The organism is Streptomyces sp. NPDC093065 (genome assembly GCF_044754585.1).
In the GTDB taxonomy this organism is placed as follows: Bacteria; Actinomycetota; Actinomycetes; order Streptomycetales; family Streptomycetaceae; genus Streptomyces.
The window spans coordinates 12,272-34,377 of the sequence record NZ_JBIVPJ010000034.1; the positions used below are offsets into that span (position 1 = coordinate 12,272).

Annotated in this window: 5 protein-coding genes and 1 pseudogene; all 6 read left to right on the top strand. The window is 74.7% G+C overall.

Features of this window, described 5'->3' with window-relative positions:
• Positions 1 to 155: 155 nt before the first annotated feature.
• On the top strand, positions 156 to 1,649 hold the full coding sequence (locus ACIQFU_RS36085) for an AMP-binding protein (RefSeq protein WP_402557375.1): 1,494 nt from the start codon (positions 156 to 158) through the stop codon (positions 1,647 to 1,649).
• Positions 1,646 to 2,899, top strand: coding sequence for a type III PLP-dependent enzyme (locus ACIQFU_RS36090; RefSeq protein ID WP_402557377.1), 1,254 nt, complete (start codon positions 1,646 to 1,648; stop codon positions 2,897 to 2,899). Before ACIQFU_RS36085 ends, ACIQFU_RS36090 begins: the two co-directional genes overlap by 4 nt.
• Entirely contained in the window at positions 2,896 to 3,351 is a 456-nt protein-coding gene (locus ACIQFU_RS36095; RefSeq protein WP_402557379.1) for a cobalamin B12-binding domain-containing protein, read from the top strand. Before ACIQFU_RS36090 ends, ACIQFU_RS36095 begins: the two co-directional genes overlap by 4 nt.
• Positions 3,348 to 4,622, top strand: coding sequence for a methylaspartate mutase (locus tag ACIQFU_RS36100; protein WP_402557381.1), 1,275 nt, complete (start codon positions 3,348 to 3,350; stop codon positions 4,620 to 4,622). The genes ACIQFU_RS36095 and ACIQFU_RS36100 overlap by 4 nt, the downstream gene beginning before the upstream one ends.
• A gap of 38 nt (positions 4,623 to 4,660) precedes the next feature.
• Positions 4,661 to 5,818, top strand: coding sequence for a cytochrome P450 (locus tag ACIQFU_RS36105; protein ID WP_402557413.1), 1,158 nt, complete (start codon positions 4,661 to 4,663; stop codon positions 5,816 to 5,818).
• Positions 5,819 to 5,958: 140 nt separating this feature from the next.
• Positions 5,959 to 22,101 (top strand): annotated as a pseudogene (locus ACIQFU_RS36110) (SDR family NAD(P)-dependent oxidoreductase); the annotation flags it as partial.
• Positions 22,102 to 22,106: the final 5 nt, after the last annotated feature.

Genomic DNA, 22,106 nt, shown 5'->3' on the forward strand with positions numbered 1-22,106 from the left:
ACCGCGGCGTTGTGAGGCGTCGGCGGGCCGTGCCGCCGCCTCGACGTGGTCCCCCACGAGGGCCCCAGCCCAGGGGGTCCTAGGGGTGGGACCTGGTGGGGGTCCGCATTAGCGTTCCAGCGCATACGGCGATGCGGTGAATCGGGGGGTATTGCATGCTCGTGCACGACATCCTGGACGGGGCGGTGGCAGAGTGCCCGGACGCCCGAGCGGTTCAGGACAGGTCAGGTGCCTGGAGCTATGCACGGCTCGGCGAGTACAGCCACGCATTCACGCGGTGGCTGCACCGGCAGGGTGTCGAGGCCGGTGACCGTGTCGTGGTCCGCCTGCCGACCGCACGCGAACTGGTGGCGCTGTTCTACGGAACCTCCCGACACGGCGCCGTGTTCGTGCCGCTCAACCCGGAGATGAAGACGTTCCAGCTCGGTTCGGTCGTCGAGAGCGCCGACCCCGCTCTCGTGATCTCCGACGCGGCCGGTGCCGTCGCGTTGAGCGAGGTCACCTCCCTGCCCGTCCACGACATCGCGACGGTGTGGGCCGAGGTCGAGGCGCTCCGTGACGAGGGCGGACCGCAGCAGCCCGGCGCAAGGGTGGCCGAGGACGCGCTCGCGGTGCTGATCTACACCTCGGGGAGCACCTCCGCGCCCAAGGCCGTGATGGGCCCGCACGCCCAGGTCACCTTCGCGGCGAGCGCGATCCAGGCGGTCCTGGGCTACCGGCACGACGACGTCGTGTTCTGCCGCTTCCCCATGTCCTGGGATTACGGCCTGTACAAGGTGCTGCTGTCCGGTCTGGGCCGCTCGGAACTGGTCCTGGCCGGGGAGGAGTCGGACCTGATGCTGCTGCGGCGCATGTGTGAGACCGGGACGACGGTGGTGCCCGTGGTGCCGTCCCTCGCCTCCATGATCACTACGTTGGTGCGACGGGATCCGGGCTCGGTGCCGCCGGTGCGCATGGTCACGAACACGGGTGCCGCGCTGCCCCGCGCGACGATCGAAGCGCTGCGCGCGGCCTTTCCCGGTGTCCGGGTGGTGCGTCAGTTCGGGCAGACGGAGTGCAAGCGCGTGTCGATCGTGCTGCCCGAGGAGGACCAGGACAAGCCCGGCTCCGTCGGTCTGCCCCTTCCCGGCACCGAGGTGCTGATCCTCGACGCCGAGGGCAACCGTCTCCCCGCGGGCGAGACCGGGGAGATCGTGGCCGTGGGACCGCATGTGATGCCCGGCTACTGGCGTGCCCCCGAGCTGACCGCCCGAACGTTCCGGCGAGATCCGGAAACGGGCGTGCTGCGGCTGCACACCGGCGACTACGGCCGTCTCGATGCCGACGGTCACCTGTACTTCGAGGGCCGCCGCGACGACATCTTCAAACGCAAGGGCGTCCGTATGAGCACCGTGGAGATCGAAGCCGCAGCGATGGACATACCCGGGGTACGCGCGGCCACCGCTCTGCCGCCGAGCGACGACACCGACCTCTCCGTGTGTGTGGAGAGCGACCTCACGCCGCAGCAGGTGCTCAGGGAGCTGAGCCGGCGCCTCGAACCGCAGAAGGTTCCGGCGGTGTGCCACGTGGTCGACGAACTCCCGCTCACCGTGCACGGCAAGCAGGAACGGCGCGAGCTCGCCCGGACACTCGCCGGAGCCCGCCGGTGACCCGCTACGACGCACTCGCCCGGCGCTTCGGCACACCGCTCTACGTGTACGACCTGGACCGGGTGACCGCCGCCCGGGACGACCTGTTCGCCGCGCTTCCCGAGTCGTTCGACGTGTTCTACGCGCTGAAGGCGAACCCGCACCCCGAGGTGGCGGGAGCGCTGCGCGAGGCACCGGGCAGAGCGTGCCGGGCGGAGATCAGCTCCACCGGGGAACTGGCGGCGGCCCTCGCCGCCGGGTACGCGGCGGCGGACTGCCTGTACACCGGTCCCGGCAAGACCGAGGGCGAGCTCGACGAGGCCATCGGCAGCGGCGTGCGGACCTTCTCCGCCGAGTCCACCACGGACCTCGCCCGCATCGGCTCGGTCGCCCTCCGGCACGGTGTGGTCGCCGAGTGCCTGCTGCGGGTCAACAGCGCCTCCGCGAGCGCCCGGACCAGCATCCGCATGACCGGCACCCCCTCGCAGTTCGGCTTCGACAGCGAGACCCTGCCCGAGGTGCTGCCCGCCCTGCGAAACACCCCGGGCACCCGACTCGCGGGCGCGCACTTCTTCCCCCTCAGCAACGCCAAGGACGAGGCCGGCCTCGTCGCCGAGTTCGAGCACACCATCGCCCTGGCGGCGCGGATGCGGGACGAGCACGGTCTGCCGCTCGACTTCCTCGACATCGGCGGCGGCTTCTCGGTGCCCTACGCGGTGCCGGGCGACCGCGCGGTCTACCACGGACTGCGCAGCGGTCTCGAGGCCGCGCTCGACCGGCACCTGCCGGAGTGGCGGGCCGGCGCACCCAGGATCGCCTGCGAGTCCGGCCGGTACCTCGTCGGCGACAGCGGCACCCTGCTGAGCTCGGTCGTCAACATCAAGGAAAGCAGGGGCCGTTCCTTCGTCGTCCTCGACGCGGGCATCAACACGCTCGGAGGCATGTCGGGCCTCGGCCGGCTGCTGCCGGTGGCAGTGGAACCGGAGGAAGACAGCCCGGCGGCCGTCACCGCGAGCCTCGTCGGACCGCTGTGCACACCGGGCGACGTCCTCGGACGGGAGATCAAGCTGCCGTCGCTCGCTCCCGGCGACACCGTGGCCGTCCCCAACACCGGTGCCTACGGCGCCACCGCCAGCCTGCTGACGTTCCTCGGGCGCCCCGCGCCGGCGGAGGCCGTCGTCCGCGGCGACGAGGTGGTGTCGGTTTCCAGGCTGCGGTACGAGCGCGTCCACGAAGCGGACCGGCCGGAGCGGCGGGAGACGGCCCCGTGACCGGCCCGCACGCCCTGGCGCCGACGGGCCGCAGCGTCCTCGTCAGCGGACTGGCGTCCGACGCCCACACCTGGAATCTGATGTACCTCCAACTGGTGATCGAGGAACTCGGCCACCCGGTCATCAACCTGGGCCCGTGCGTGCCCGACGAGCTTCTCGTCGGCGAGTGCCTGCGGAGTGCTCCCGGGCTCGTCGTCCTCAGCAGCGTCAACGGCCACGGCACCCAGGACGGGCGGCGGCTCATCCGCACGCTGCGCCGGCACAGGCGGCTCGCCACCACACCGGTGGTCATCGGCGGCAAGCTCGGCATCACCGAGGAGGGGAGCGAGGAGCGGGTACGCCAACTGCTGGCGGCCGGGTTCGACGCCGTCTTCGAGGACGGCACGGACGCGGTGGCGCTCTTCAAGGACTACGTCGGTGCGCTCACCGGCGACCGGCACGCGGCGTCGTGAGCGGCTTCGCCGACTTCGTGGCGCAGCAGGCCGCCGCCGGGCGGCTCGTCGTGCAACCGAGGATGGGCTTCGCCACCCCCGAGGAGATGCGTGCCGGACTGATCGCCACCAAGTCGGCGACGGCGACCACGGTCGGCACCGTCACCGTCGACAGCTACACCCGGGTCGGCGACCTGGCGGCCGCCCGCGCCGCCCTGCGCCGGGGGGCCGGTCTCAACGGCTATCCCCTGGCCACCCACGACGCGGCCACCACCCGGCGGATGCTCGAGGGCGTACACGACGACACCTTCCCCGTGCAGGTGCGGCACGGATCGGCGGCACCGCAGCACATCTTCGCCGCGTCGCTCGGAGCCGGCCTCGACGCCACCGAAGGCGGGCCGGTGTCCTACTGCCTGCCCTACGGCCGGGTGCCGCTGGAGGTGTCCGTACGCAACTGGGCCGCGGCCTGCCGGCTGCTGGCACGCACCCGGGACCTGGGCGCGCGGCCGCACCTGGAGACCTTCGGCGGCTGCATGCTCGGTCAGCTCTGCCCGCCCGGCCAGCTTGTCGCGATCAGCGTGCTGGAGGCGCTCTTCTTCCGCCAGCACGGCCTCGACGACGTCTCGGTCAGCTACGCGCAACAGGCCAACGCGGACCAGGACAGGGAAGCGGTCCTGGCGCTGCGCCGCCTGTGCACCGAGTTGCTCACCCCGCTGGGGATCGAGTGGCACGTCGTCGTCTACGCCTACATGGGCGTCTACCCGACGACCGACGAGGGCGCCCTCGGCCTGCTGGCCCGGGCCGCCGAACTCGCGGTGACGACCGGCGCGCCGCGGCTCATCGTCAAGACGGTCGCCGAGTCTCGCCGGATCCCGACGGTCCAGGAGAACGTGGCCGCGCTGGAGCACGCCGCCGCCGCGGCGAGGTCGGCGGCCGGCCCCCAGGACCCGACGGCCGACTCACAGACGTACGCCGAGGCCCGCGCGCTGATCGACGCGGTGCTCGGCCTCGGGCCCGACCTGGGCGATGCCCTGCTGACGGCGTTCGGGCGGGGCCTGCTGGACATCCCTTTCTGCCTGCACCCCGACAACGCCGGACGCAGCCGCAGCTACCTCGACGCGGACGGACGCCTGAGGTGGGCCGAGCTCGGCTCGCTGCCGCTGCGGCACCTCGTCGGGACCCGCGAGGCACGGCCCGTGACCTCCGCCGAACTGCTCGGCGCCTTGGCGTTCGTACGCCACAGATACGACCGGGAGGCGCTGGAGGCGTCTCCGACAAGGAGACTGACGTGAACACGGCCGGCCGAGAGATCCGCGCGTACCCCTTCGAGATGCGCGACATCCAGGTTTCCCCGCTGTACGCGAAGCTGCGCGCCCAAGAGCCGCTCAGTCTGGTGCGCCTGCCCTATGGCGAACCCGCCTGGCTGGCCACCCGCCACGACGACGTGAAGACCGTGCTGACCGATCCCCGGTTCAGCCGCTCCATCGCCCAGGGCCTCGACCAGCCACGCCTGCGGGCGGAGAACACCGGCGACGGCATCATGGGCATGGACCCGCCGGACCACACCCGGCTGCGCAAGCTGGTCGGCAAGGCGTTCACCGCGCGCCGCGTCGAGCAGATGCGCGCGGGCGTGGCACAGCGCGCCCGCGACCTGGTGGACGCCATGAAACGCGGCGGGAGCGGGGCCGACCTGGTCGAGGAGTTCGCCCGGCCCCTGCCCGTCTCCGTCATCTGCGACCTACTCGGCGTTCCGTACGAGGACCACTCCCGGTTCCGGCGCTGGACCGAAGCGATGACCAACGAGGAGTCCCGTACCGCCGACGTGCTCGCCGAGATCGGTCCCGAACTCGACGAGTATCTGGGCGGTCTGATCGCCCAGCGCCGCCGCAGGCCGACCGACGACCTGCTCGGCGCGCTGGTGCGCGCCCGCGACGAGGGAGACCGGCTCACCGAGGCCGAACTGATCTCCATCGCGGGCCCCGGACTGCTCGCAGGCGGCGCGGAGACCGTGACCTGCGGCATCCCGAGCTTCGTCTACGCCCTGCTCACCCACCCCGACCAACTGGCGTTGCTGCGGCGCACCCCGGAGCTGATGCCCACCGCCGTGGAGGAACTGCTGCGCCACGTGCCCATCAACACGGCGGCGATGTTCGCCCGGTACCCGCTCCAGGACGTGCGGCTCGGCGACACGCTGGTCAGGGCCGGCGAACCGGTGCTCGCCGCCCTGCACGCCGCCAACCGGGACCCGGAGGTGTTCGAGAACCCGGAAGCGCTGGACCTGACCCGTGCCCGCAACCCCCATCTCACGTTCGGACACGGACCGCATCACTGCATCGGTGCACAACTCGCGCGCCTGGAACTCCAGGTGGCCCTGACCACGCTGCTCGAATCCTTCCCGGAACTGCACCTGGTGGACGGCCCGGAGAGCGTCGAGTGGAAGTTCGGCGTGATCGTCCGGGGTCCGTCGGAGCTGCGCGTCGGATGGTGAGCGGCCTGCCCGCGCCGGGCGGGAACAGCGGGAAGAGAAGAAGCGACAGGAGTAGTGAAGCCCGAATGAGCGAGCCCGGGAATTTCGGTTTTGACGCGGTCGGCGAACCGGGCGGGACGGCACGGCCACGGACCGTGGAACTGGTTCGCGTCCTGGAGGCACTGCCGGGTACCGAACGCGAACGGTACATCGCCTCCCTCGTGCACGAGCACAGCCTCGCCGTCCTGCCCGCGGCCCCGCGGTCCCTGGACGCGCGGCTGCCCTTCACGGAGCTGGGCTTCGACTCGCTGGCCGCGGTCGACCTGCAGGCCCGGCTCAGCGACGCGACGGGTCTGGCGCTGCCCGCCACCCTCGTCTTCGACCACCCGACGCCGGCCGCACTCGCCCGTCATCTCACCGGGCTGCTGCTGCCGGGACAGACGGCGTCGGAGGCCGGGCACGACGGCGACGAACGCGTCGGCACACCCGGCGACGACCCGGTCGCCGTCGTCGGCATCGGCTGCCGCTACCCGGGCGGCGTGGCCTCGGCCGACGACCTGTGGCGGCTGGTGGCCGACGCCGGACACGTGCTGACGGACTTCCCCGACGACCGGGGCTGGGACCTCGAAGGGCTCTACGACCCCGACCCCGCGAACCCCGGCACCACCTATGTGCGCAAGGGCGGATTCCTGCCGGACGCGGCCGAGTTCGACGCGGGGTTCTTCGGTATCGGACCGCGCGAGGCATCGGCGACGGACCCGCAGCAGCGGCTGATCCTGCAGACCTCCTGGCACGCCCTGGAGCACGCCGGTATCGACCCGGCCGGGCTGCGCGGCGCGCGCGCCGGTGTTTTCATCGGGGCGGAGGCACAGGAGTACGGGCCCCGGCTGCACGAGGCACCGGCCGGCCTCGACGGGTATCTGCTGACCGGCAACGCACCCAGTGTCATATCGGGTCGCGTCGCCTACGCGCTGGGACTCCAGGGCCCCACCCTCACCGTCGACACGGCCTGTTCCGGCTCCCTCGTCGCCCTGCACCTCGCCGGGCGCGCGCTCCGCGCCGGGGAGTGCTCGCTCGCCCTGGCCGGCGGTGTCGCCGTGATGGGCGGCCCCGGGGTGTTCACCGCGTTCAGCAGGCAGCGCGGCCTCGCGCCCGACGGGCGCTGCAAGGCGTTCGCGGCGGCTGCCGACGGCACCGGGTTCGCCGAGGGCGTCGGCGTCCTCGTCCTGGAGCGGCTCTCCGACGCCCGGCGCAACGGCCACCGCGTGCTGGCCCTGCTGCGCGGGTCGGCGGTCAACTCCGACGGGGCCAGCAACGGTCTCACGGCCCCCAGCGGACCGGCGCAGGAACGCGTGATCCGTGCCGCCCTCACGGACGCCGGACTCGGCCCCCGCCAGATCGACGCCGTGGAGGCGCACGGCACCGGCACCCGGCTCGGCGACCCGATCGAGGCACGCGCCCTGCTCGCCGCCTACGGGCAGCACCGCCCGGCGGAACGCCCTCTGTGGCTCGGGTCGGTGAAGTCGAACATCGGGCACGCCCAGGCCGCGGCCGGGGCTGCCGGTGTCATCAAGATGATCATGGCCATGCGGCACGGAACGCTGCCGAAGACGCTGCACGTCGACGAGCGCACCCCCCATGTGGACTGGTCGCCGGGCGGGGTCGAACTCCTCACCGAGGCACGTCCCTGGCAGAGCGGCGACGAGCCGCGCCGGGCGGGTGTCTCCTCCTTCGGCGTCAGCGGCACCAACGCCCACGTGATCGTCGAGGAGGCCCCGGCCGAGCAGGCCACCGAGCCGACGCCGGACGCCCGCCCGGGTGCCCCGCTGCCGCTGCCGCTGTCGGGCAGGACCCGGCAGGCGCTGCGGGACCGGGCGGCGGCCCTGCTGCACGGGCCCCTGAGCCCGCCCGCCGAACGGGACGAGGACCGCGCCGGGGGACTCGCCGACATCGGACGGGCCCTGGCGACGACCCGCGCCGTCCACGAGGAACGGGCCCTGGTGATCGCTGCCGACCACACGGAGGCGGCGCGCGGACTCGCCGAGCTTGCCGCCGGGCGGACCGCGCCGGGTGTGCTGCGCGGCACGGCCGGCACCGGCCGTCTCGCCTTCCTCTTCCCGGGGCAGGGCGCGCAGCGCCTGGGCATGGGCCGCGCCCTGTACCGGGCGTTCCCGGTCTACGCCCGCGCCTTCGACGAGGTGTGCGCCTTCACCGACCTCCAGCTCGACCGTCCGCTGCGCGAGGTGGTCCTCGGCGACGACGCGCGGGCGCTCGACCGCACCGCGTACGCCCAGCCCGCCCTGTTCGCGGTCGAAGTGGCGCTGTACCGGCTGGTGGAGTCCTTCGGCGTGACTCCCGACCTGCTGCTCGGCCACTCCGTGGGCGAGTTCGCGGCGGCCCACGCCGCCGGTGTCATGAGCCTGGAGGACGCGGCCTTCCTGGTGGCCGCGCGCGGACGGCTGATGGAGGCCCTGCCCGAGGGCGGGGCGATGGCCGCGGTCGCCGCCACGGAGGACGAGATCCGTCCGCTGCTCACCGACGGTGTGTCCCTGGCCGCCGTCAACGGCGCCTCGTCCGTCGTCGTCTCCGGGACCGCGGACGCCGTGCGCGCGGTCGCCGGGCAGTTCGCGAGGTCCACGCCGCTGCGCGTCTCCCACGCCTTCCACTCGGCGCTGATGGAGCCGATGCTGGACGAGTTCCGCAGGGCCGCCGAGGTGGTCGACTACGCGCCGCCCCGTATCCCCGTGGTGTCGGACGTGACCGGCCGGACGGCCACCGCCGAGGAACTCTGCTCACCGGAGTACTGGGTGCGGCACGTCCGCGAGACGGTGCGCTTCCACGACGGTGTCCAGGAGCTCGCGGAGCAGGGGGCGGTCACCTACCTGGAACTCGGCCCCGACGCGGTCCTCTCGGCGCTCGCGTCCGACTGCGTACCCGGCGACGGTGCCGCCTTCGCCTCCGTGCTGCGGCGCGACGCCGACGACGAGCGGCAGCTGCTGACGGCCCTCGCCACCGCCCACGTACGGGGCGCGTCCGTCGACTGGTCCGCCCTGCTCGAGAGCCGCGGGAGCGCCGCGGCCCCCGTGGAGCTGCCCGGCTACCCCTTCCAGACCCGCCACCACTGGCTCACCCCGCCCGCCGCCGACGACGCCGCCCGGCTGGGCCAGGAGGTCCCCGGACACCCGCTGCTGGGCGCGGCGCTCACGCTCGCCGACGCCACCGGCACCGTGCTGACCGGCCGGCTCTCGCTCGACTCCCACCCCTGGCTGGCCGACCACGCGATCTCCGGCACGGTGCTCCTGCCCGGGACCGCACTGCTGGAGCTGGCCGTCGGCGCGGGCGACCGGGTGGGCTGCCGGCATCTGGAGGAGTTCACCCTCGAAAGCCCGCTGGCCCTGCCGGAACACGGTGGTACCGCCGTCCAGGTCGTCCTGCGCGAGACGGGCGCACCGCGGCGCTGGGCGGTCGAGGTGTACGCCCGCGCCGGGGACGCGGCACCCGAGGACCCCTGGCACCGGCACGCCAGCGGAACGCTGGCGCCCGCGGCCGAGGACCCCGCGGCGCCCACCGCCGACGCCTGGCCGCCCGCGGGCTCCCGGCCGCTGCCCGTCGAGAACCTCTACGGCGAACTCGCCGCCCAGGGTTACGAGTACGGCCCCGCCTTCCTGGGGGTGCGCGCCGCGTGGCGGCACGGCGAGGAGGTGCTCGCCGACATCGCCCTGCCCGCCGACCTGGCGCCGTCCGCCGCGTCCTTCGGCCTGCACCCCGCCCTCCTCGACGCGGCCCTGCACCTGACCGACCTCGCCGGTGGCGCGGCGGGCGGCGACGCGACCGGGGGCGGGCCGCGCCTGCCCTTCGCATGGACGGGATACACCCTGCACGCGACGGGTGCCGCCGAACTGCGGGTCCGGATCTCCCCGGCCGGACCCGACGGCGTGGCGCTCCGCCTGACCACCTCGGACGGCCGCCCGGTGGCATCCGCCGAGGGCTACCGCACCCGGCCGGTGACCGCGGACGCTCTCGCCCCCTCGCCCGGCGGCGCCCTGTACCGGATCGACCGGACGCCGCTCGACGGGCATCCGGCGAAGCATGTCCCGTGGACCGCCCACGCCGAACTCACCGGCACCGGACCGGTCCCCGCGACCGTGGTCCTGCGCCCCGGCGGTGACCTACTCGGCGCTCTGAGGGCCTGGGCGGCCGACGAGCGCACCGCGGACTCCCGGCTCGTCGTCGTCACCGAGCACGCCGACACCGACACCGAACAGGCATCGGTCAGCGGCCTGGTGCGTGCCGCGCAGGCCGAACAGCCCGGCCGCTACCTGCTGCTCGACCTGGAGGGTGCCGCCGACGCGCCGGCCCTCGACGCGGTGCTCGGCGCCGTCCTCGCCTCCGGCGAGCCGGAGGTGACGGTACGCGACGGCGTACCGTGCGCGCCCCGCCTCGCCCGGTTCGTCCCCCGGCGGATGCCCGCCCCGGCGCCCTTCGCACCGTCCGGCACGGTCCTCGTCACCGGCGGCACCGGCGGCCTCGGCGGACTCCTGGCCCGCCATCTCGTCGAGCACCACGACGTACGGCATCTGCTGCTGGTGGGGCGCCGCGGCCCCGACGCCCCCGGGGCGGGAGAGCTCGCGTCACAGCTCGCGGCGCTCGGCGCGGAGGTGCGGATCGCCGCCTGCGACGTCACCGACCGCGCGGCGCTCGCCCGTCTCCTGGCCGACATTTCCGAGGAGCACCCGCTCACCTCCGTCGTGCACACGGCCGGGGTCCTCGACGACGCCCTGACCGGCGACCTGACACTGGAACGCATGGCCGCCGTACGGGCGCCCAAGGCGGACGCGGCCCGGTACCTGCACGAACTCACCCGCGACCTGGAGCTGGCCTCCTTCGTCCTCTTCTCCTCCGCGGCCGCGCTCGTCGACGGCGCCGGGCAGGGCAACTACGCCGCGGCGAACGCCGCGCTCGACGCACTCGCCCGGCAGCGCCGCGCCTCCGGGCTGCCCGCTCTCTCCCTGGCCTGGGGACTGTGGAGCGGCACCACGGGCATGGGCGCGACCCTGGACGGGGCCGCGGCACGCCGCGTCGGCCGGCAGGGCCTCGCACCGCTGTCGCCCGCGCAGAACCTCGCCCTGTTCGACCTCGCGCTGAGTACCGGGGAGGCCCATCTGGCGCCGCTGCGGGTGGACAACGCCGCTCTGCGGGCCCGCCCCGACGGCGTTCCTGCCCTGCTGAGCGGCCTCGTACCCGTACGACGCAGCCCCGCCGCCGCGGTCGCGGCGGACGCGGAACGGGTGCGGTTCGACGCACTCCCGGAGGCCGACCGCGGACGCGCGGCGCTCGCGTTGGTGCGCGGCCACGCCGCCACCGTCCTCGGCCACGACGGCGCCACGGACATCGGGCCCGACCGCGCCTTCGACCAACTCGGCTTCGACTCGCTGGCCGCTGTGGAACTGCGCAATCTGCTCAACCGGGCGACCGGGCTGAGGCTGCCCTCGACCCTCGTCTTCGACCACCCGACTCCCCGGGCGCTCGCCGCCCACGTCCTGGCCGCCATGAGCGTGCCCGAGCCCGCCCCCGAGTCCTCTCCCGGGCCCGCCCGGGCCGACGCCCCGAGCGCCGTGGACGAGCCGATCGTGATCGTCGGCATGAGCTGTCGGTTCCCCGGCGGCGTCACCTCCCCGGAGGACCTGTGGCGGCTCGTGGACACGGGCACCGACGCCGTCTCCGCATTCCCGGACGACCGCGGCTGGGACACCGGGGGCCTCTACGACCCCGAACCCGGCACCCCCGGCAAGAGCTACACGCGCGAGGGCGGATTCCTCTACGACGCCGCGGAGTTCGACGCCGACTTCTTCGAGATCAGCCCCCGCGAGGCAGCGGCCATGGACCCCCAGCAGCGGCTGCTGCTGGAGACCTCCTGGGAAGCGTTGGAGCGCGCCGGGATCGATCCGCTCTCGCTGCGCGGCAGCCGCACCGGTGTGTTCGCGGGCGTGATGTACCACGACTGGGCCGCCCGGCTGGGGAACCGCGTCCCCGAGGACAGCGCCGGCTATCTCGGCAACGGCAGCCTGGCCAGCGTCGTCTCGGGCCGGGTCGCCTACGCGCTGGGCCTGGAAGGCCCCGTGATGACCGTCGACACCGCGTGCTCGTCGTCGCTCGTCGCCCTGCACTCCGCGATCCAGGCGCTGCGCCGCGGCGAGTGCGAACTCGCCCTCGCGGGCGGTGTCACCGTGATGTCCACGCCCGACACCTTCGTCGACTTCAGCCGGCAGCGCGGTCTGGCCGCCGACGGCCGCTGCAAGTCCTTCGCCGCCGCCGCCGACGGCACCGGCTGGGGCGAGGGTGTCGGCATGGTGCTCGTGGAGCGGCTCTCCGACGCGCGCAGGCTCGGGCACCGCGTCCTCGCCGTGCTCCGCGGCTCCGCCGTCAACCACGACGGGGCGAGCAACGGCCTCACCGCGCCCAACGGGCTCGCCCAGCAGCGGTTGATCGGTCAGGCACTGGCCGGCGCCGGACTCACTCCGGCCGACGTCGACGCCGTGGAGGGACACGGCACGGGCACCACCCTGGGCGACCCCATCGAGGCACAGGCGCTGATCGCCGCGTACGGCAGGCACCGGAGCGCGGACCGCCCGCTCTGGCTCGGCTCCGTCAAGTCCAACCTCGGACACACCCAGGCGGCGGCCGGCGTGGCCGGACTCATCAAGACGGTGATGGCGCTGCGGCACGCCAGGCTGCCCCGCACCCTGCACGTCGACCGGCCCTCGCCGCAGGTCGACTGGTCGGCGGGGACCGTCGCCCTGCTGGCACAGGCACGGGACTGGGAGCACCCGGGGCGCCCACGGCGCGCCGCCGTCTCCGCCTTCGGCATCAGCGGGACCAACGCCCATGTGATCGTGGAGGAGTCGCCCGAGGCGGCCCTGGGGACTGCCGGGCCCGGTGACCGCGCCCCGCGCGAGCCGCGGCGGGTGCTGCCCGGCCCCGTCCCCGTCGTGGTGTCCGCGCGTACCGGACCCGTACTCCGCGCACAGGCCGCCCGGCTGGGGGCGCACCTGCGGGAGCACCCCGGCCTGGGCCTGCTCGACGTGGCGCACTCCGCGGCTACCACCCGGGCCGCCCTGGAGCGGCGCGCCGTGGTGCTCGCCGACGACCTGGAAGGGCTGCTGGACGGTCTTGACGTCCTGGCCGCCGGACGGCCGGTGCCGGGAGCGGGAACGCAGGACGTGAAGAACGACGGGGCCGTCGCCTTCCTCTTCTCCGGCCAGGGCTCGCAGGCGTGCGGCATGGGGAAGGACCTGTACGACACCTTCCCCGTGTTCGCGGAGGCGTTCGACGCCGTCTGCGCCCGTCTGGAGAGCGCCCTCGGCAACCCGCTGCGCGAGGTGGTGTTCGGCACCGACGAGGCGCTGCTGAACGGCACCGGTCACGCGCAGCCCGCCCTCTTCGCCCTCGGCGTCGCACAGTTCCGGCTGCTGCGGTCGTGGGGTCTCACCCCCGACTTCGTCGCAGGGCACTCCGTCGGCGAACTCGCCGCCGCCCACGTGGCCGGTGTCCTGTCGCTCGACCACGCCTGCGAGCTGGTCGCCGCCCGAGCCCGGCTGATGGGGGCCCTGCCGGCGGGCGGGACCATGGCCGCCCTCGGGGTGAGCGAGGAGGCGGCCGCGGCGCTGCTCGCGGAGCACGGCGGGAACGTCGCTGTCGCGGCGGTCAACGGCCCCGAGTCCGTGGTCGTCTCCGGTGACGACGACGCCGTGCTCGCCGTGTGCGCCACCGTCACCGCCCGCGGCGGCACGGCCAGGCACCTGCGGGTGAGCCACGCCTTCCACTCGGCCCGCATGGAGCCGATGCTCGACGAGTTCGCCCGCGTCGCCGCCACCCTGGACTTCAGGCCGCCGCGGATCCCGGTCGTGTCGAACGTGTCCGGGGCCCTGGCCGCGGCCGGTGAGCTCGACTCGCCCGACTACTGGGTCCGGCACGTCCGGGAGACGGTGCGCTTCCACGACGGGGTGCGGACACTCGCCGGGGAAGGCGTCACCCACTTCGTGGAACTCGGGCCCGACAGCGCGCTGTCGGCACTCGGCACGGGATGCCTGCCCGACGACGGGACCGCGGTGTTCACGCCCCTGACCCGCAGGGGCGGCACGGGCGTCACCGGACTGGTGGCCGCCGTGGCGCGGCTGCACGCGCGCGGTCGCGCCGTGGACTGGACCGCGTTCTTCGCCGCCCTGTCCGGCACCACGGCCACGGAGCGGGTGGAGCTGCCCACGCACGCCTTCCAGCGCAGGCGCTTCTGGCTCGACGCGGCCCCCGCCGCCTCGGCGGACGGCGCGGGCGCCGGACAGATGGCGGCGGCGCACCCCTTGCTCGGCGCGGTGATCAGCGCCCCCGACACCGGCGGGGTGACCCTCACCGGCAGGCTGTCGGCGCAGGCCCAGCCCTGGCTCGGCGACCACCGGGTCCTGGGCCGGACGACGCTGCCCGGCACGGCCTTCGTGGAGCTGGTCCTGCGCGCCGGTGACCAGGTCGGCTGCCCGCGCATCGAGGAACTGACCCTGCAGTCGCCGTTGGTCGTGCCCGATCAGGGCAGTGTGGCGGTACAGGTCGTGGTCGGTCCCGAGACGAACGGCCACCGCCCGGTGTCCGTGCACTCCCGGGACGAGGCGGCCGGAGAGCGGGACCAGTGGACCCGGCACGCGCTGGGCACACTGACGCCCGCACCGGAGGCGGAACCGGACGGCGACCTGGCGCACTGGCCGCCCGCCGGGGCCGAACCCGTACCGGTCACCGACGCCTACGACCGCCTCCTGCGCCGCGGCTACGGCTACGGCCCCGCCTTCCAGGCACTGCGCACCGCCTGGCGGCGCGGCGACGAGGTCTTCGCCGAGGTGGCGCTCGCCGCGGAGGCGGCCCGCGACGCGACGTCCTTCGGACTGCACCCGGCGCTGCTCGACGCCGCCATGCACGCCGACCTGCTCGGCGACCTGCTCGGCCAGGGGGACGGCGAGGACGCCACCCTCATGCCGTTCGTCTGGAACGACGTCACGCTGCACACCCGGGGCGCTTCCGCGCTGCGGGTACGCATCCAGCGCCTCGACGGCGGTGAACTGTCGGCCATGGACGTCGCCGACCCCACCGGCCGGCCCGTGGCCACGGTCGGCTCACTGGTCTCCCGGCCGGTCGCACCCGACACCTTCGACGACGCCGGCGCCGGGCTCCCGCTGTACGGCGTCACCTGGCAGCCGGCGCCGACCGGCGGGGCGCCGGGCGCTGACCACCGCTGGGCCGTCGTCGGCGACGGCCCGCAGCCGCCGGACGCGGATTCCGCCTACCCCGATCTCGCGACACTGCGGACCGCCGTCGAGGCCGGACGGCCCGTGCCGGAGACCGTCCTGGCGTACTGCGCCCCGGCCCAGGGACCCGGCGGGCGGACCACGGACGGCGACCTGCCGGACCTGCTGCGCTCGATCACCGAGGAGGCACTCCAGCTTCTGCAGGCGTGGCTGGCCGACGGCCGGTTCGCCGCCGCCCGACTGGTGCTGGCCACCCGGGGCGCCGTCCGCGTCGGCACCGAGCCGGACGCGGGTCCCGCCGGGCTGGCGGCGGCCCCCGTGTGGGGCCTCGTACGAGCGGCGGCCGAGGAACACCCGGGCCGCTTGGGCCTCGTGGACCTCGACGACACCGCCCCGAGCACGCACGCCCTGCCCGCGGCCCTGGCCTCGGGCGAGCCGGAGATCGCTCTGCGTACCGGAACCGCCTTCCTCCCGAGACTCACGGAACTCGCGGACCCCGGTCCGGGCACGGGGCCGCACACCGACCCCGAGGGGACCGTCCTGATCACCGGCGGCACCGGCGGCCTCGGCGCGATCCTCGCCGGACACCTGGTCCGCACCCGGGGGGTGCGGCACCTGCTGCTGGTCAGCCGGCGCGGCTCCGCGGCGCCCGGCGCCGCCGGGCTGGTCACCGAACTCACCGGGCTCGGCGCCTCGGTCCGGGTCGCCGCCTGCGACGTCACCGACCGCGACGCCCTGGCCGCGCTCCTCGCCGACATCCCCGCCGAGCATCCGCTGACCGCGGTCGTGCACGCCGCCGCGGGCGCCGACAGCGGACTGATCGGGTCGATGACTCCCGAGCGTCTCGCGTCGGTGCTGCGGCCCAAGGCGGACGCGGCCTGGCACCTGCACGAACTGACCGCGGACCTCGACCTCGCGGACTTTGTGCTGTTCTCCTCCGCCGGAGGCATGTTCCTCGCGGCGGGGCAGGCGAACTACGCGGCGGCCAACACGTTCCTGGACGCACTGGCCGGGCACCGCGCCGCCCTCGGACTGCCCGCCACGTCCATGGCGTTCGGCCTGTGGACCGAGAACACCGGACTGGGCGGCGACCTCAAGGACGGCGACCTGCGCCGCATGGCCCGCCTCGGCACCCCGGCGCTCACGCGCGAGGAGGGCCTCGCCCTGTACGACCGGGCCGCCCGCGCGGACGCCCCGGTGACCGTACCGGCCCGTCTCGACCCGCCGGCGCTGGGGCGGCGCAGAGGCCCGCTGCCCGCTCTGCTGCGGGGGCTCGCACCGGCCCCGGCGCCGCGTCCGGCAGCCGTGCCGCGGCCCGCCTCGGCCGACTCGGCACTGGCCGGGCGTCTGGCCGGGCTCTCCGAGGCCGAGGCCGACCGGGTGCTGCTGGAGATCGTCCACACACAGGTGGCGTCCGTGCTCGGCCACGAAGGGGCGGGGGCGATCGACCCCGGACGGGCGTTCAAGGAACTCGGCTTCGACTCCCTGGCCGCCTTGGAGCTGCGCAACCTCCTCGGTTCCGCCACCGGTGTGCCGCTGCCCGCGACGCTCGTCTTCGACCACCCCAACTCCCGGGCCGTGACCGATCTGCTGAAGTCCCGGCTCGTCGGCGCCGCGCCGGCGGCCGTGCACCCCGGCCGGACGGTGACCGCCGCACGCGACGAACCCATCGCCATCGTCGGCATGAGCTGCCGGTACCCCGGCGGCGTGCACTCGCCGGAGGACCTGTGGCGGCTGCTGCTCGACGGAACCGACGCCGTCACCGGCTTCCCCACCGACCGGGGCTGGGACATCGACGGCGTCTACGATCCACGGCGCGGCATCCGGGGCAGGACCTACGCCCGCGAGGGCGGATTCCTGCACGACGCCGCCGACTTCGACCCGGGCTTCTTCGGCATCAGCCCCCGCGAGGCGCTGGCCATGGACCCGCAGCAGCGGCTGCTGCTCGAAGTGGCCTGGGAGACCTTCGAGCGGGCCGGGATCGACCCGAGCAGCATGCGCGGCACCCCCACCGGAGTGTTCGCCGGATGCATGTGGGACGACTACGCCGCCCGGCTCGGCGAGGTGTCCGCCGAGGTCGAGGGCTATCTCGCCAACGGAAGCTCGGGCAGCGTCGTGTCCGGCCGCATCTCCTACCTGCTGGGCCTCGAAGGACCCTCGCTGACCGTGGACACGGCGTGCTCCTCCTCACTGGTGGCCCTGCACCTGGCGGTGCAGGCGGTGCGGGACGGCGAGTGCGCCATGGCCCTGGCGGGCGGCGTGACCGTACTGTCGACCACGGACCTCTTCGTCGACTCCAGCCGTCAGGGAGTGCTCGCGCCCGACGGCCGCTCCAAGTCCTTCGCCGCCGCGGCCGACGGCGTCGGCTGGGCCGAGGGCGTGGGCCTGGTCCTCGTGGAACGTCTCTCCGACGCCCGCCGCAACGGCCACGAGGTCCTGGCCGTCATCCGCGGCAGCGCCGTCAACCAGGACGGCGCGTCCAACGGCATGACGGCGCCCAACGGCCCCTCCCAGGAGCGGGTGATCCACCGGGCCCTGGCCACCGCCGGTCTCACCCCGGCCGACGTGGACGCGGTGGAGGCGCACGGTTCCGGCACCCGGCTCGGCGACCCCATCGAGGCACAGGCGCTGCTCGCCACGTACGGCCAGAACCGGCCGGAGGACCGCCCGGTGTTCGTCGGCTCCGTCAAGTCCAACATCGGACACGCGCAGGCCGCGGGTGGCATCGCCGGCGTCATCAAGACGGTGCTCGCCCTGCGGCACGGTCTGCTGCCCAAGAGCCTGCACACGGACGCCCCCTCACCGCACGTGGACTGGTCGGCGGGGAGCCTGCGCCTGCTGACCGAGTCACAGCCCTGGGAACCCGCCGGACGGCCCCGCAGGGCCGGAATCTCCTCCTTCGGCATCAGTGGCACCAACGCGCACGTCGTAGTGGAGGAGGCATCCCCCGAGCCGCCGGAGAGGCGGCCCGCGGCGCAGACCCCGCTGCCGGGGCTGCCGGTCCTGCCGCTGGTGCTGTCCGGACACACCGCACCCGCGCTGCGCGACCAGGCGGCCCGGTTGCTCGCCCGGCTCGACGCCGAGGAGCCCGCGGCCGCGGACACCGGCGGACCGGGTCTCGCGGCCGACGTCGCCCACTCCCTGGTCACGACCCGTGCCACGCTCGACCACCGGGCGGTGGCCCTGACCGGCACCGGGTACGGAACCGTGCGCGAGGCGCTGTCGGCGATCGCCTCCGGCACCGCCACGCCCCAGGTACGGCAGGGCGTCACCGCCCGGTCGGCGACGGGCGCGACCGCGTATCTCTTCTCCGGCCAGGGCGCACAGCGGCCCGGCATGGGCCGGGAGTTGTACGCGCTGTCCCCGGTCTTCGCCAAGGCCCTGGACGACGCCTGCGCCCGCCTGGATCCGGCGCTCGAACGGCCCCTGCGGGACGTGATGTTCGCCGAGGCGCTCTCCCCGGACGCCGAACTGCTCGACCGCACCGCCTACACCCAGAGCGCCCTGTTCGCCCACGAGGTCGCCCTCTTCCGGCTCCTGGAGTCGTGGGGGCTCGCACCGGACTTCCTGCTCGGTCACTCCATCGGCGAACTCGCCGCGGCCCACGTGTCCGGCGTCCTCTCCCTGGCCGATGCCTGCGCCCTGGTGTCGGCGCGCGGACGGCTGATGCAGGCGCTGCCCCCGGGCGGCGCCATGGTCGCCCTGCAGGCGAGCGAGGACGAGATCGCTCCGTTGCTGGGCGACGGCGTGGACCTGGCGGCGGTCAACGGCCCGAGCGCCGTGGTCGTCTCCGGCGACGAGGACGCGGCCTGCGCCCTCGCCGACCGGTTCACCGCCCTGGGACGCAGGACACGCCGGCTCCGGGTGTCCCACGCGTTCCACTCGGCACGCCTGGACGCCATGCTCGACGACTTCCGCGAGGTCGCCGACTCCGTCTCCTACGGGGCGCCGCGCATTCCGGTGATCTCCAACGTCACCGGCCGGCAGGCGACGCCCGGTGAACTCGGCTCGGCCGACTACTGGGTGCGGCACGCCCGCGGCACCGTGCGGTTCGCCGACGGGGTGGCCCGGCTGGCGGAACTGGGTGTCACCCGCTACGTGGAGCTCGGGCCGGACGCGGTCCTGACCGCGCTCGCCCAGGGATGCCTGACCGGCCCGCCCGCGGTGCTCGTACCCACCGCGCGGACCGGCCGGCCGGAGACCGGCGTGCTGACCGAGGCACTCGCCGCGCTGCACGTGGCGGGCGTGGACGTCGACTGGTCCGCGCTGTTCGCCGGCCGGGGCACCCGCCGGGTGGCGCTGCCCACCGCCGCCTTCCAGCGCGAGCGGTACTGGCTGGACGCGACACCGGCGCCCGGCGACGTCACCGCGGTCGGCCTGGGAGCCGCGGGCCACCCCCTGCTCGGTGCGGTGGTGCCCGCCCCGGAGACCGGCGGCGCGGTGCTGACCGGACGGCTGTCGGCCGACACCCAGCCGTGGCTGGCCGAGCACACCGTCATGGGCCGCCCGGTGCTGCCCGGCACGGCCTTCGTGGAGCTGGCACTGCGTGCGGGCGAGGAGACCGGCCTGCCGGTGATCGAGGAACTGACCCAGGAGGAGCCGCTGGTCCTGCCCGCCGCCGGCGCGGTGGCGATCCAGGTGGTTGTCGGCGCCGAGGAGGCGGGCGGCCGCCCGCTGACGGTGTACGCGCGGCCCCAGGACGCCGCCGCGGGCACCCCCTGGACCCGGCATGCCCGGGGCCGGTTCGCGCCCGCAGGCGCCGAGACCGGGCCGGGCCCCGACGTCTGGCCGCCGGAGGGCGCCGAACAGCTGGACCTGAGCGGCCTCTACGAGGAGAGCCTTGCCGGGCTCGGCTTCGGCTACGGTCCCTCGTTCCGGGGCATCCGATCGGTGTGGCGCCGCGGCGACGAGGTGTTCGCAGACGTCGCCCTGCCCGAGAGCGCCAGGTCGGTGGCCGCCACCTACGGGCTGCACCCGGCGCTGCTCGACTCCGCCCTCGGCGTCACCGACTTCCTGCTGGGAGGTCCCGCGGCGCTCACCGAGGCCACGGTGCCCTTCGCGTGGAGCGGGGTGTCCCGGCAGACTGCGGGCGCCACGGCGCTGCGCGTACGGGCCCGTCTTCGCGAGGACGGGGCGGGTGCCTCGCTGACCGTCCACGACCCGTCGGGCAGGCCCGTCATGACGGTGGACTCCCTGGTGACCCGCCCCGTCGCCGAGGACCAACTGCGCGGTCCGGCCGACGCGCTCTTCCGCTTCGGCTGGAGGCCGCTGAAGACCACCGGGACGGACCGGGCCACCGGTCTCGCGCATCTGGAGACCGACGCACTCGGACTCGGCGGCCCGGTCCACAGCGACCTCGCCGCACTCCCGGACCCCGCACCGGACACCGTTGTGCTGTCCTGCGTGTCCGGATCCGGCGACGCGTCCCTGCCCGACCGGGTGCGTGAGGCCACCGGCCGGGTGTTGGAGACGCTCCGCGCCTGGCTCGCCGACGAGCGGCGGGCGGGGACCAGGCTGGTCGTGGTCACCCGGGGCGCGGTGGCCGCGGTACCGGGGGAGGGCGTATGCGATCTCGTGCACGCTCCCGTGTGGGGACTGGTACGCGCCGCCCAGGCCGAACACCCGGGCCGGTTCGTGCTCCTCGACGCCGCCGACGGTGCCGACGCCCGGGCGCTGTCCGCCGCACTCGGTTCGGACGAACCCGAGGTCGCCGTGCGCGGGGACGCGGTCCTCGTGCCGCGGCTGACGTCAGCGGCGGGCGACCCCGGCGCCGACACCGCCGCCGTGTTCCGCACCCCGGGCACCGTACTGATCACCGGCGGCACCGGCCTGCTGGGCGGCCTGCTCGCCCGGCACCTGGTCACCCGGTACAGCGTCAGGGATCTGCTGCTCGCCGGCCGCCGCGGCACCGAGGCGCCCGGCGCCGCCGAACTCGTGGCGGAACTCGCCGGACTGGGAGCCACGGCCCGGGTCGTGGCCTGCGACGTGGCGGACCGCGCCGCCCTGGAGCGGGTGCTGGCCGGAATTCCCGGTGACCGGCCGCTGACGGCGGTCGTGCACGCCGCCGGGGTCATGGACAACGCTCTGATCCAGGACCTGACGCCGCGGCAGCTGAACCGGGTCACCCGGCCCAAGGTGGACGGGGCCTGGAACCTGCACGAGCTGACCCGGCATCTGGACCTGTCGGCCTTCGTCCTGTTCTCCTCGGCGGGCGGCTCCCTGCTCGCGGCCGGACAGGGCAACTACGCCGCCGCCAACGTCTTCCTCGACGCACTCGCCGAGCACCGGCGCGCCGAGGGCAGGCCGGCGACCTCCCTGGCCTGGGGGCTGTGGGAAGGCGCCGGAGAGCAGCTGGACGTGGACCGGCTGGGACGGGGCGGCACCCGTGAGCTGACGGCGTCCGACGGTCTCGCCCTGTTCGACACGGCGCTGACTGTGCCGGACGACGCGGTGCTGGTGCCGATCGGCCTCGACCGCCGGGCGGCCGCCACCGCGCCCGGCGGTGTGCCGGCGCTCCTCGGCGACCTGGTGGGCGGCACCGCGTCACCTGCCGGGCAGGGCACGTCGGCCGGCTCCTCGCCGCAGGAGCTCAAGGCCCGTCTCGAGGCCCTGCCCGGCGCGGAACGCGAGACCGTCGTCCTCGACCTGGTGCAGGAGCACGCGGCGGCCGTGCTCGGACACCCCGACCCACGAGCGGTCCCCGCGGAGAAGGGCTTCACCGATCTCGGGCTGGACTCGCTCGCCGCCATCGAACTGCGCAACAGGCTTGCGGAGGCCACCGGCCTGCGGCTGTCGGCGACGCTCATGTTCGACCGGCCGACCCCGCTCGAACTGGCCGCGTACCTACTGGGGGAGATGCTGCCGGACGCACCACCGCAGGAGCCCGTACCGACCGGCCACGGGCCCGCGGCCGAGGACGCACCGCCGTCCGCGTCCGCCGATGAGATCAAGGCCATGAGCGTCGAGGACCTGGTGCGCACCGCGTTGCGGCGGCGTGAAACCGGTTCGGACAGGTGAACGAG